At 47.5% G+C, this 12,124-nt stretch carries 12 protein-coding genes and 1 other RNA gene; 5 read left to right on the forward strand and 8 right to left on the reverse strand.

Annotated elements, in window-relative coordinates:
* Positions 1-61 precede the first annotated feature (61 nt).
* Positions 62-1,903, reverse strand: a complete 1,842-nt coding sequence (locus EDF82_RS18130) for a hypothetical protein (protein WP_148060400.1) — start codon at positions 1,901-1,903, stop codon at positions 62-64.
* Between the two features lie 150 nt (positions 1,904-2,053).
* Between EDF82_RS18130 and EDF82_RS18135 the strand changes: the two genes are divergently transcribed.
* The 3 genes from EDF82_RS18135 to EDF82_RS18145 all read left to right on the forward strand — a co-directional run bounded on the left by EDF82_RS18135 (position 2,054) and on the right by EDF82_RS18145 (position 4,748).
* Positions 2,054-2,227 carry an AlpA family transcriptional regulator gene (locus tag EDF82_RS18135; protein ID WP_227540151.1) on the forward strand — a complete coding sequence of 58 codons (174 nt, stop codon included), beginning with the start codon at positions 2,054-2,056 and terminating at the stop codon, positions 2,225-2,227.
* Between the two features lie 25 nt (positions 2,228-2,252).
* Positions 2,253-3,779, forward strand: a complete 1,527-nt coding sequence (locus EDF82_RS18140; RefSeq protein WP_123756899.1) for a YfjI family protein — start codon at positions 2,253-2,255, stop codon at positions 3,777-3,779.
* 288 nt (positions 3,780-4,067) lie between these two features.
* Complete coding sequence (locus EDF82_RS18145) at positions 4,068-4,748, forward strand: inovirus Gp2 family protein (RefSeq protein ID WP_123756900.1); 681 nt, start codon at positions 4,068-4,070, stop codon at positions 4,746-4,748.
* 85 nt (positions 4,749-4,833) lie between these two features.
* Here the strand turns inward: EDF82_RS18145 and EDF82_RS18150 are convergent, their stop codons facing one another.
* The 4 genes from EDF82_RS18150 to smpB form a co-directional block, all read right to left on the reverse strand.
* Positions 4,834-5,181: a hypothetical protein gene (locus EDF82_RS18150; protein ID WP_227540139.1), complete on the reverse strand. Its 348-nt coding sequence runs from the start codon at positions 5,179-5,181 to the stop codon at positions 4,834-4,836.
* Between the two features lie 419 nt (positions 5,182-5,600).
* Entirely contained in the window at positions 5,601-6,842 is a 1,242-nt protein-coding gene (locus EDF82_RS18155; protein WP_123756902.1) for an integrase, read from the reverse strand.
* Between the two features lie 203 nt (positions 6,843-7,045).
* Positions 7,046-7,409, reverse strand: a transfer-messenger RNA (tmRNA) gene (ssrA, locus tag EDF82_RS18160).
* Between the two features lie 143 nt (positions 7,410-7,552).
* Complete coding sequence (smpB, locus tag EDF82_RS18165) at positions 7,553-8,035, reverse strand: SsrA-binding protein SmpB (protein ID WP_123756903.1); 483 nt, start codon at positions 8,033-8,035, stop codon at positions 7,553-7,555.
* 152 nt (positions 8,036-8,187) lie between these two features.
* Here smpB and EDF82_RS18170 point away from each other — a divergent pair, with 152 nt between their 5' ends.
* Positions 8,188-8,625, forward strand: coding sequence for a type II toxin-antitoxin system RatA family toxin (locus EDF82_RS18170; RefSeq protein WP_195723713.1), 438 nt, complete (start codon positions 8,188-8,190; stop codon positions 8,623-8,625).
* Positions 8,615-8,905 (forward strand): RnfH family protein, encoded by a 291-nt coding sequence (locus EDF82_RS18175; protein WP_123756905.1) that lies wholly within the window; start codon positions 8,615-8,617, stop codon positions 8,903-8,905. Before EDF82_RS18170 ends, EDF82_RS18175 begins: the two co-directional genes overlap by 11 nt.
* 72 nt (positions 8,906-8,977) lie before the next feature.
* On the opposite strand, the gene bamE is transcribed toward EDF82_RS18175, so the two are convergent.
* From bamE to nadK, 3 genes are all read right to left on the reverse strand, one after another.
* Complete coding sequence (gene bamE / locus EDF82_RS18180; protein ID WP_123756906.1) at positions 8,978-9,319, reverse strand: outer membrane protein assembly factor BamE; 342 nt, start codon at positions 9,317-9,319, stop codon at positions 8,978-8,980.
* Between the two features lie 147 nt (positions 9,320-9,466).
* Entirely contained in the window at positions 9,467-11,128 is a 1,662-nt protein-coding gene (gene recN, locus EDF82_RS18185; RefSeq protein WP_123756907.1) for a DNA repair protein RecN, read from the reverse strand.
* A gap of 86 nt (positions 11,129-11,214) precedes the next feature.
* Positions 11,215-12,093: an NAD(+) kinase gene (nadK, locus tag EDF82_RS18190; protein WP_123756908.1), complete on the reverse strand. Its 879-nt coding sequence runs from the start codon at positions 12,091-12,093 to the stop codon at positions 11,215-11,217.
* Positions 12,094-12,124: the final 31 nt, after the last annotated feature.

The following is a 12,124-nucleotide window of genomic DNA, read 5'->3' on the forward strand; positions in this document are numbered from 1 at the left end:
TGAAACACACATCCCCTGCTACAGCTGCTACGTGTAGCAGCTGTAGCAGGGATAAAGGGGGTCACTCATCATATTTGAAAAGCTCACTGCTCAGGTCGTGTATTAGCGCCATTTTTTGAGCTTTTTCACCTTCAGCTAAAGGCTTAATTTGACCTTCTCTCTCATTAACAATTCTGATAGCCTCAGCTAAAAATTCCCGCTTTATTACACGTTCTTCTGAATTTCCGACAAGTCCATAAATATTAACTAATTTCTCCCCGGGGAGTGTCAGGTAAGGTTTTATATAATTCAAGTTAAGAATGCAGTTGTACAATGTAAATTCATTCAAATAGCTTACGAGGTTTTGTCTGCACTCCCGAACGGTTAATATTTTTTCATCTATAATTAACTTGGCCAGTTCTTCGCTATTAATAATTTTCTCGGCTGCATCAAGCCGTTTATTTATTTTGCCCAATGCAGATTCAACTTCATCCAGAATGCCTGTAATAGACTGTGGGTGGATGACAGAAAGTTCAAGCTCGTTGAAGAAACTTGTCATCTGAACCATGTTATTATACTGTTTTATCGCACTCATTATTATCAAATTATTGGCGCACATAACTAATATCAAATCGGGTTGTTTAAATTTGCGATCGATATTGACATGATCAGTAAAAACGCCGCGATACGTTAAAATTGTATTTATATCTGAAAGTAACTCTCCATTTTTTATCGTATTCCCGTTTAATTTGATGTTAAGAGCTAACTTAATAGTGCTAATAGCTGCTGAAATAAAACCTGGAGGTAGCTCATTAATTGATATGGCATTAGCTTTTTTATTTGCCTCGTTTAAATCGTCAATGCAAATGTTATGTATTATTTTAGATAACGTCAGATAAGGTGTAAGGACAACTGAGTCTGGAGAATTTTTAAGGTTGATAGCCAATTCTATCAAATCTAATTCAGAAAAAACTTCACCTTTAAGAGAACTGAAAACAAGATGCCAGATGACCTTGATATCCAGCCATGCATCTTTGTTTATCTCTATCGAATAAGGTTTGGTCGCTTTCTTATGAAACTCTTCTATTACAGATTCCAGCAACCGCTCATCGAATTTTTTCGATTCATAAAGATATTGATGTAATGCCAAATAATAGCTGTCATTCAGACCCTCTACATGAAAAAGGTATCGGTAAAAACTGGAAAGGTGTTCAGTCAGACCAGTCTTTCGTTCCAAAGCCAGCAGGACTCGAAGCGAAGAGTAAGCTACTTTAAAATCATCCAGTTGACCTTTAATTTTGTTAAACTCATCCTCGTCTAATGTTATCTGGGAATGTTCGATGCATTCATCTATGGCACTATTCATCCATGATTTTATCGGTGTGCTGTTTTTTCTGATATTTCTTATATGTTCAGACAGTGGGCTGAGAACTTTTTTATAACTCCCGTCAGGTGACTTAATAAGGTCCCTTAAATAGATTTTCACTCCTTGTAGGATATCCCTTTCATTATTTTCCAGTGTTGGGCAATGATCACTCAACAAAAAACTATGAATATGAAAGTAGAATCCGCTGTTATTAGTGGTGTTGAAAGTTTTGTGTATATCAAGTGCCAGGCATGAAGAAACCCCGAGCTGAATATAACGCTCGAATACTTGGCTCCGGGTCAGAGTGCTGAACACGGGGTAAGACATGATTTGATTATAAAACATTTCGTATTTGTAGAACAAACTACGACGTTCTTCTTCACTGAATACTCTTTCTTTATCAATTATTCCGATTATCTCATTATAGCGCTGATTAAAAAACGCCTGATGACGCCAAAAACTCCCATATGCACGTATATCCCGCTGTTTACTCCCTTCCCTGAATACTCCCAAAATCTGACAGACGTCGTACATCAGTTTTGCAAATGCATGTGCCACTGAACTTCCTCCGGTTGGTTTCCATTTTTCTACGCGGACACTATCCCAGATGTTATGGCAAATTTCGAATCCAGCCAAAGACATCCAACAGGAGAAGTGAAAATGTCGAACATTAGTGAACAAAAAGTACACCCGCTACGTATCCTTCGTATGACTGAATTGACAGTGATACTGGGGATCTCACGCTCAAGTATCTACGAAAAGTTGAATCCGAAATCGAGGTACTACGACGTGACCTTTCCAAAGCCCGTCAGGCTAGGTGCCGCATCGGTTGGATGGCGTTCCACTTCTGTTGATGAGTGGATCGCTTCAAGAATTGTTTAATTTTTTTCTGAAAAAGGAGAGAGCAATGAAAATTACACATAAAAGAAAAGAGAATCATGATGTTAACCTGGATGTCAGGGCGATTTTGATTTTCGTCCAGCAAATTTTATTTTGCATATGTGGAAAAACCAAAGCCGCCGTTGAGCTTACATTTTCCACAATTCTGGCAAGCATGGCTCTCGCCTGTCAGGATATGTTTGATGTTGAAATTATTGATGGTGTTATCGTACCCGTATCGCATTTCCACATTAGTTTGGCAAGATCGGGAAGCCGAAAAACAACGGTATACAGGGTTGCAATGGCCCAAATTCACCAGTTTGAGCACCAACTGGCTGAAGTATTCTCAATCAGGCTGAAAGAATACGAACGACAATATGTGCTCTGGGATGAAGAATGTAAAAGCCTTAAGAAATCGCTTCAGAAAGCGAGACGTCAGAAAGAAGGAATAGAAGAAGCCAGACGCGAGCTGGAGGAATGTCTTAAAAATGAACCTGTAAAGCCTGTGCAAGTGCATTTAACGGTAACAGATCCTACACCGGAAGCACTTCTGAAAGAAATGAGCGACTACTCCAGCCTGGGTATTACTTCTGATGAGGGAAGTGCTCTGTTTGAAAGTATCATGCGCCGTAAGACAGCAAATCTTAACAGCCTGTGGTGTGGTGATAATTATCGGGTCAGCCGTGTGTCAACGGGCAGTTTCTACATCAAGGATCCCCGGCTTGGGATGCTATTGATGATGCAACCGGAACCGCATGATAACATTCTGAGATCGCTGGCTAAAAAAACAAGACCAACGGGGGGAGATGCACGTATTTTAAGAATGGATCTTACATTGATCACCAGACCGATTGATATTAATGATCTAGTGCCTGGCAATGAATCCGATCTCGATAGGTTTTATTCTATTCAAAAAAAACATTTAACTGCCGGGAGCGAGCGAAGGAAAAAAAAAGAACCCCGCATCTGTATGACCTTGGCTCCAGATGCAAAGAAGCGGTTACATGATATTGATAGGCACATCAAATATCTGATACAGCCTGGAAAAAAACTGTATCACTACAATGATTGGGGGGCTCGGTTCACCGAACATACAGCGAGGATTGCCGCTGTAATGCAGTTATATACTACCCCTGAATCAACAGTTATTACGCTGGAAACGCTGGAAGCTGCACTATTGATATCGGAATGGTACTTTAACCATTTTATGATAAAAATGGATGCTGTCATGGGACCTTCCTATACTGAAATAGTTCTTGAATGGTTCGAAAACAATCTTGTCAAAAACGGCTCTTACGATTTTTTAAGGCGTGAAATTATGCAAAAAATTTATCTTCCACTCAGAAAAAAAGCAAACCTGATGCCTATTCTTGAACAGCTTTCTGATGAAGGAAAAGTTCAGTTATGGGAGGATGAAAACGGGACGCATTACGTCAAATATCTTGCTTACGAAATGACGCCTACAGAACTGGATGCAAAACTAAACATCCTGTCAGGAAGACCGGCTTATCATAGTGGTGGGAGTGTATTTAGCAGTATGCCCATTAAAGAATAACTTCAGAGTGATTTTTATTATTTGTTAATGAGTTATTTCGGTATTAACCCCTAGTCGGCTGAGGATTATATTGCTGTGAATAAAGTTATTTCCAGTTTTGATTGGCCGGTATATGTAATATATACCAGTTAATATATGCTATATACCAGTTAATATATACTAGTTAATTAACCAGTCTTATATACCCAGATACCAGCAGATATAATCTATCCCTGTTGAAGGTCTGTACACCTAATTACATGGGTAGCCCACAGCTACCCACAATAAATATCACTTGAGTAATTTATTATGAGATCACTTGATGGATTATCTGAAAAAGAATTTGAATACCTTCTACTGGATGCAGAAAATAAATATAGCTCCCGGATGTCGAGGTATATGCTTCGTCGCTCGCTTTCGGTGGTATATGATTTTCTTGAGAAGAATAACCGCATATTCGCCGTGTTTGCTGTCCTGAGATTTGCTCAGTCCCATGCTGCCGGTGAACCTGATTTACCATTGTGTTTTCAGAGAGATGATGAGAAGGCTATCACCCGAGCCTTAGACTCCCTGAAAAGCCAGCTACGGGCTGAGCACCTGCGTTCAGGCAGGACTGGTGAACCTGCATTACCCGCTTATATCTGGGCCCGAGAGCGTAATACCAGCGAACATCCCCACTACCACCTAGTTCTGTTGTTTGACAGAGAGGTCTATGCTTATCTGGGGAATTACACCGAACCTAATGCTGATAATATGGCGACTCGTATTCAGAAAGCTTGGTGCAGCGCTATTGGACTTGATTATCCCGATTATGCCAGTCGGGTTCATTTCCCGAAGAACCACACTGCTTGGTTCACACGACACCACGCATTAACGTTAAGCCCTGATTATTATGACTTCCTGCTACGGGTCGCTTACCTGGCAAAGAACAACACCAAACATTTTAGTGACGGTTACCGGAACTTAGGCACAAGTCAGATAACGTCATAGCTACTGTAAGGCCAGTAGAACCTCAGTTGCAGATTTGCCGATATAAGCGCAGATCTGCACTCTTCTCCTGGTTCTATGTTTACCATCAGCCAACAAGCTGGCGATAATCACATTCCATCTCATCGACGAAATCATCACCGATTGTCGGAAATCCAAAGATTAAACGTTCCTTCCCTTGAATTCTAAATAAATTATAGAGATAGCTGTCCTTTCGGTGAGCGACGTGAACAGGCACAAATGGCCTGCTTCTTACGATATCTTCGTTTAGTTTACTGGCGTTGATGATGTTGTATTGATCCCCAGTGATATCAATAACGTAATCCCCCACTTCCAGCCAGTAGTGAGTTATCGCGTCATTTTTACCGGTGGCTCCTGTGACACCCATCAATTCCAGCTCGGGCCATAGTTGCAGAAAGTGGAAGGAAAGCAGCATAGAGCAAAGCCTGCAACTCATGACAGGAAAGTCGTGAGGTATGAGGTAGGTTGTTGATGGATCAGATTTTTCGAGTAGCTCTCGAAATCTACTCGCCTCTTCATGTGCTGCCCGAAGGGTAAACAAAATTATTCCCCTGATTTATTATATGAGTGTCTGGAAGTGCCCGTACCAATGGAAGGCTGGTTTATCAGGTATTAGAGGTCGCAGCCTGAACATAATCTCCCATGCCTGCATCATTTGGCGTCATTCAACAAGTCTGTACGATTGCAGGCTGCTTCACATTTATTTCTGATAGTATGAGCCAATGCTCGTCCGGTCAAATCATGCATGTAGCCCAAGAAATAAGATATTTTAAAACAGGATTGCGTCATTACCACACACTCCTGTTTTTTGCTTTTGTGGATTAAGAATTTCTCCTATCCAGTGAGCTTTAATGTTGTAAATTCAACTTCAGTGAGGCTACCACTATCTGCCTTTTTCACAAAGTCAGCCCACCATTGCATCATTGGACGACGTTGCTCTAGGTAATCGCTACGATTATAAGCTCGCCGAACCTCATTTTTGTCAACATGAGCCAATGCTGCTTCAATAACATCAGGCGGAAATCCCTGCTCATTGAGAGCAGTGCTGGCGATAGAACGCAAGCCATGAGAAACGAGAACGCCTCCTAATCCAGCACGCTTGAGTGCTGCATTCACTGTTTGGCTGTTCATCGGCTGGGTTGGTTTGATGCGACTGGTAAAGATAAATTCTCGGCCACCACTGAGAGACTTCATCATTTCCAGAATAGCGAGAGCTCCATCAGATAATGGAACCGTATGGTCCCGGTTCATCTTCATTCGAGCTGCTGGAATTTTCCATTCTTTAGCATTGAAATCGATCTCATCCCATCGTGCCTCTGCGGCTTCGGCAGGGCGGGTAATGGTAAGAAGCTGCCACATGAACAAGCACCGTGTTGACATACTGATACTTGCCGTACGCATTGTTTGCATTAATTGTGGTAGCTGATCCGGGCGGATACTCGGCATATTTTTCTTCTGCGGTTTCTCGAATGCTTTCCCAATGTTTACGCTGGGAACCGCATCAATCAGGCCTGTGTTCTGCGCATAAATCATGACTTCATTAATACGCTGACAAAGGCGGCGAACAGTCTCTAACGCACCTCTGGCCTGAACTGGCTGAACTGCTTTAACCAGAGTATGAGCCTTAATCTCAGTGACACTGATATCACCGATTGCTGGGAAAACATCTCTCTCAAGCGAGCGCCAGATATCGTCGGCATAGTCCTCTGTTACGCTGGCTTTCTTCACATTCCACCAACGCTCGGCAACTAACAGGAAAGTGTTGGTTTTGGCCTCTTGAGAATTTCTTACCTGTTCTTTCTGATGTTCCTGCGGATCAATGTCTTTCGCCAGTAAAACTCGAGATTCAGCTCTGAGTTTACGCGCATCAGAAAGTGAGACGGCAGGGTAGGCACCGAAGCTCTGTTTGGTTCGCTGTTTGGTCAGAGGGCGATAGTAACGGAATTGCCAGAGCTTACTACCGCTGGACTTGATTAGCAGAGTAAGCCCATCACCATCATACAGCTGGTAATCGGCATCTTTAGGTTTGGCGGCTTTGATTTCCGTATCGGTTAACGGCTTGGTTTTTCTTGCCATGGGGAGTCTCCATGCGTTTAGGCCCAACGAAAACAATAGAGCTTTTCGTTGGGCCTATCAATGGGCCTAAAAGGTTCGGATTTAATTAGTTCTCTTCGGACTTCGCGGGACAAATTGAGGGCACAAAAAAGCCCGCAGGACTTGCGCCGTGCGGGCTCTTAGGACTTCATCGGATGACTCTGGTAATCACCGATGGAGAATTTTGGTGGAGCTGGCGGGAGTTGAACCCGCGTCCGAAATTCCTACATCCTCGGTACTACATGCTTAGTCAGTCTTTACATTCGCCTGGCACCTGCGGATTGACACGCCACTACCAGACTAGCCTGATTAGTTTTAACGCTTCAACCCCAGGCAGGATTTCCACGCGATCTCTTTTGGGTTTGACCTCTCTTGAATCCCCGTCTTAAGAGCGGAAGCTAGGGAGAGAGGGCTCAGAGCAGGTTATTAAGCTGCTAAAGCGTAGTTTTCGTCGTTTGCGACTATTTTTTTGCGGCTTTTTACGAGGCCAACCGCCCCTCGGCATGCACCTTGGGTTTCGCAAATCCCGTCGAATCCAGAATCAGCCCCAATGTGTTACGGCAAGTATAACAGATTAGTGAATGCGGTTACCAGTACTGCGTAGGATGATTATTACGGGGGAGTGGGCAAAAAAGCAGCATCAACAACGATATAGCGCAGAAGGGCCAGCTGAGCTGGCCCTGAAGAGGGGATTAGCGGCCCGCGTGTTTCATAATGCGCGCTTTATCCAGCGCCCACTCACGATCTTTGAGGTCGGTACGCTTATCGTGCTGTTTCTTACCTTTCGCGACGCCGATTTTCACTTTGCACCAGGCGTTCTTCCAGTACAGCGACAGGGCCACGACGGTATAACCTTCACGGTTGATACGGCCATACAGGTTATCCAGCTCGCGCTGATTGAGCAGCAGCTTACGGGTACGGGTTGGATCGCACACGTAGTGGGTGGAGGCCACGGCCATCGGCGTAAAGTTTGCGCCGAACAGGTAGGCCTCGCCATCTTTCAGGATAACGTAGCTGTCGCCGATGTTGGCTTTGCCGGCGCGCAGAGATTTAACTTCCCACCCTTGCAGAGCAAGACCAGCCTCGTATTCATCTTCGATAAAGTATTCATGGCGGGCGCGTTTATTCAGCGCAATGGTGGCTGATCCAGGTTTGTGGGCTTTTTTCTTGGTCATAATGTCCTGAAGTCATTGCTAAACGGGAACACAGTACCTCAATCCATCCTGCGAGGTGTAATGCGCTATCTTAGCACGAGTTGCGGCACAGCGTTTTTTTTAGCGCCAGATAAATGATATTATTTGCGCCGTGTTTAAATGTGGAACTTGCTATGCCTCAGATTAGCCGTACTGCGCTGGTGCCCTTCAGCGTGGAACAGATGTATCAACTCGTGAATGACGTGAAGTCCTATCCTGATTTCTTGCCTGGCTGCACCGGGAGCCGTGTGCTGGAATCTGGGCCGACGCAAATGATGGCGGCGGTTGATGTGTCCAAGGCAGGCATCAGCAAGACGTTCACCACTCGCAATACGCTTACCAGCAACCACAGCATTTTGATGAGCCTGGTCGATGGCCCGTTTAAGAAATTGATTGGTGGCTGGAAGTTTATCCCGTTAAGCCCGGATGCCTGCAAAATTGAGTTTCACCTCGATTTTGAATTCACCAATATGCTGATCGAGATGGCGTTTGGCCGCATCTTTAAAGAGCTGGCGATAAACATGGTGCAGGCTTTCACCGCCCGGGCCAAAGAGGTTTATCGTGTCGGCTAAAATCGTGGTTGAAGTTGCCTATGCGCTGCCGGAAAAACAGTATTTGCAAAGCGTGAAGCTGGAAGAGGGGGCGACCGTCGAACAGGCGATTCAGGCCAGCGGTCTGCTGACGCTGCGCGACGATATCGATCTGACCAAAAACAAGGTCGGGATATACAGTCGTCCCGCTAAGCTGCACGATGCGGTGCATGATGGTGACCGGGTAGAGATTTACCGCCCACTAATTGCGGACCCGAAAGAACTGCGGCGCCAGCGCGCGGAAAAAAGCGCCGACAAGTAGCAGCCGTAACCGTGGTGATAAAAAAAGCGCTCAATGAGCGCTTTTTGCATTTCTGGTCCGATGCTGACCCGATTACTCGTTGGTCAGTGCCGGTTTGTTATCGATGTTGGTTAACACGCCGCTGCTGTCGAACGTCAGCGTCAATGTCTGCTGGGTAATTTTTTCATGCCCAGGCTGCTGACGGAACACATAGAACCAGGTGTTGGTGCCAAACGGATCCGACATCATCGGGGTACCCAGCGCATAAGCAACCTGTTGTTGCGTCATGCCGACACGAATTTTTGCTACGTCGTTGGGTGCCAGATAGTTACCCTGGTTGATATCAGGACGGTAAACCACTCGTTCCAGAGTGGAACAGCCTGCGGTCAACATGAGAAGAACCGCTGCGGCAGCAGTCAGCGTTTTACAGCGCATAGTGATTTTATTCCTTTTCGGGCCCGAGCAGTACGTGGCTCATCTGTAATATGCCGATAATAATAGACCTTTGCCCGGTTGGAAACCTTCGACTGCAGGTCTTGCGGCAATTTGCTGTTCACTATGACTCTGCGAAATTCAAAAAGTTTACGCGGCGAGCAACTCTTTCGCATTAGCGAGGGTGTTGCGCGTGACCTCGCTACCGCCCAGCAGACGGGCCAGCTCCTGCAGTCGCGCCCGCTTATCTAGCGGATGCATATGCGTTTCCGTCATTTCGCCATCGGTCTCTTTGCAGACATAGAAATGATGGTGGCCACATCCGGCGACCTGCGGCAGGTGAGTCACGCACATCACCTGAGTGGATTCGCCTAGCTGGCGCAGCAGTTTACCGACCACCGCTGCCGTCGGGCCGCTGATGCCGACATCGACCTCATCGAAAATCAGGGCCGGGGTTTCCATCTTACGGGCGGTAATGACCTGGATAGATAACGCGATGCGCGAGAGTTCGCCGCCGGAGGCCACTTTCGCAATCGGCTGCAGCGGTTGCCCCGGGTTGGTGGTGACGCGGAACTCAATGCGGTCAGCCCCTTCGGCGGTAAGATGACGCTCATCGAAGGCAACATCGATGGCAAACACCCCGTGAGGCATGGAAAGTGAGTGCATACTTTCAGTAATCAGCTGCGTCAGCTCTTCGGCACTGCGTTGACGCAGGTCGTGCAGCTGGCGGGCGGTCTCCAGCGCCAGCTGATGATGCTCGACGACGCTATGGCTCAGGGATTCCAGCGAACCGGCGCTATCGTCCAGCAGGCGCTGCTCTTCCAGCAGGGCCTGATAAAATGCCGGGAGCTCTTCCGGGGTGATCTGATGCTTACGCGCCAGGGCAATCTGGCGGGAGATGCGTTGCTCCAGCTCGAACAGGCGGTTCGGATCGAGATCCAGACGGTCGTTATAGTGGCGCAGTTCGTCGGTGGCTTCGCTGAGCTGAATGGCCGCTTCTTCGAGCATGTCCAGCACGCCGGAGAGCTTACTGTCCATGCCGGCGAGTTCGGTCACCAGCTGCCTGGCGGTGTAGAGCTGGCTCTGCAGGTTAGCTTCTTCGCTATCGGCGAGTACCGTCAGCGCGTGCTGGCAGGTGGTCAGCAGCTGGCCGCTGTTGGCCAGACGCTTATACTCTTCGTCGATTTGCTCGTACTCACCCGCTAGCGGGTTGAACTCATTGAGCTCTTTTAACTGGTATTGCAGCAGGTCGGCCCGCGCGGCGCGCTCCTGGCTTTGTTGCTGATGTTGCGCCAGCTCGCGGCAGCTCTGATGCCACTGATGGTAATGCTCAGCCATACGCTGAGTAAGCGCATACTCACAGGTGTAACCATCGAGCAGCGCTTTTTGATGTTCGGGCCGGGTCAGCCGCTGGTGTGCATGCTGGCCGTGAATCTGGATAAGCAGCTGGCCGAGTTCGCGCAGCTGAGAGAGCGGGACGGCGGTGCCGTTAATAAAGCCCCGGGAGCGGCCGTCAGTGCTGATGACGCGGCGGAGTAAACACTCACACCCGCTTTCCAGCTGGTTCTCTTCCAGCCAGCGCTGGGCCGCCGGTGTGTCTTTCAAGGCGAAGCGGGCGCAAAGGTCTGCACGGCTGGCGCCACGTCGCACCATGTCTGCTTCTGCTCTTCCGCCAAGGCACAGCCCCAGCGCATCGATGGCGATCGATTTCCCGGCACCGGTTTCCCCGGTGATCGCGGTCATGCCGCTGTGAAAATCAATTTCCAGTTCACGAACGATAGCAAAATTACTGATGGTGAGTTGCGCCAGCATAGCTGCCTTCCTGTATGAAAAACCATTACTGTGTTTTCATACAGTATAGACTGGTTTTTTATCCAGTAAAGAGGCGGCGGTAAAAATCAGAACAATTTTTTAGACCAGCCAAGCTTGGTACTCAATGTATTGAAATAGCTGTAATCTTTGGGGTGAATCAGATTCAGATGATAATCGCAGCGATGGATCAGTACGTCTTCGCCGTCCTGAATCGGCAGCGCTATCTGGCTGTCACAGCTGATCTCCAGATCGCTACAGCGCTGAGAGAAACGCAGGCGGATGGTGCTGTCGCCGTTAATCACCAGCGGGCGAGCCGATAGCGTATGCGGGAACATCGGGACCAGGGTGATGGCGTCCAGTGACGGCGTCAGAATAGGGCCGCCGGCGGAAAGCGAGTAGGCGGTCGAGCCCGTTGGGGTGGAGATAATCAGGCCGTCGGAGCGCTGGGAGAAGGCAAACACCTCATCAATGTAGACCTCAAACTCAATCATATGCGCGACTTTGCCCGGGTGCAGAACCACTTCATTGATCGCGGTGCTGATACGTTTCTGACAGTCTTGCTGGCACACCTGCGCTTCCAGTAAAAAGCGTTTTTCGGAGATGTAGTGGCCTTCCAGCACGTCCGCGAGCTGCTGCAGGGCGTTATCCGGGTCAAGGTCGGTCAGAAAGCCGAGGTTGCCGCGGTTAATGCCGATGACGTTGATATCGTAACGCGCCAGGGTTCGCGCCGCGCCGAGCATATTGCCGTCGCCGCCGACCACCACCGCCAGATCTGCCTGCTGACCAATTTCAGCCAACGTGCCGGTTTTGACATTGCTAAGCTGAAGTTCATGAGCGATCTGCTGTTCGACCAGGACCTCGTATCCTTTGCTGCATAACCAGCGCCAGAGCATTTCATGTGTGGTCAGCGCGGTTGGGTGACGAGGATGTCCCACAATGCCTATACACTTGAAATGATTCTTCATGTTCTGGATGTCCTTGCGTTAAATGAATGAT

This window comes from Klebsiella sp. BIGb0399 (assembly GCF_003752615.1).
Lineage (GTDB): Bacteria > Pseudomonadota > Gammaproteobacteria > Enterobacterales > Enterobacteriaceae > Klebsiella > Klebsiella lignicola.

Bases quoted from the DNA above. Each gene is read 5' to 3' on its own strand.
- EDF82_RS18145 (WP_123756900.1), top strand. From the start codon at position 4,068: ATGAGATCACTTGATGGATTATCTGAAAAAGAATTTGAATACCTTCTA.
- bamE (WP_123756906.1), bottom strand. From the start codon at position 9,319: ATGCGCTGTAAAACGCTGACTGCTGCCGCAGCGGTTCTTCTCATGTTG.
- nadK (WP_123756908.1), bottom strand. From the start codon at position 12,093: ATGAAGAATCATTTCAAGTGTATAGGCATTGTGGGACATCCTCGTCAC.
- EDF82_RS18170 (WP_195723713.1), top strand. From the start codon at position 8,188: ATGCCTCAGATTAGCCGTACTGCGCTGGTGCCCTTCAGCGTGGAACAG.
- EDF82_RS18140 (WP_123756899.1), top strand. From the start codon at position 2,253: ATGAAAATTACACATAAAAGAAAAGAGAATCATGATGTTAACCTGGAT.
- recN (WP_123756907.1), bottom strand. From the start codon at position 11,128: ATGCTGGCGCAACTCACCATCAGTAATTTTGCTATCGTTCGTGAACTG.
- EDF82_RS18150 (WP_227540139.1), bottom strand. From the start codon at position 5,181: ATGCTGCTTTCCTTCCACTTTCTGCAACTATGGCCCGAGCTGGAATTG.
- EDF82_RS18155 (WP_123756902.1), bottom strand. From the start codon at position 6,842: ATGGCAAGAAAAACCAAGCCGTTAACCGATACGGAAATCAAAGCCGCC.
- smpB (WP_123756903.1), bottom strand. From the start codon at position 8,035: ATGACCAAGAAAAAAGCCCACAAACCTGGATCAGCCACCATTGCGCTG.
- EDF82_RS18135 (WP_227540151.1), top strand. From the start codon at position 2,054: ATGACTGAATTGACAGTGATACTGGGGATCTCACGCTCAAGTATCTAC.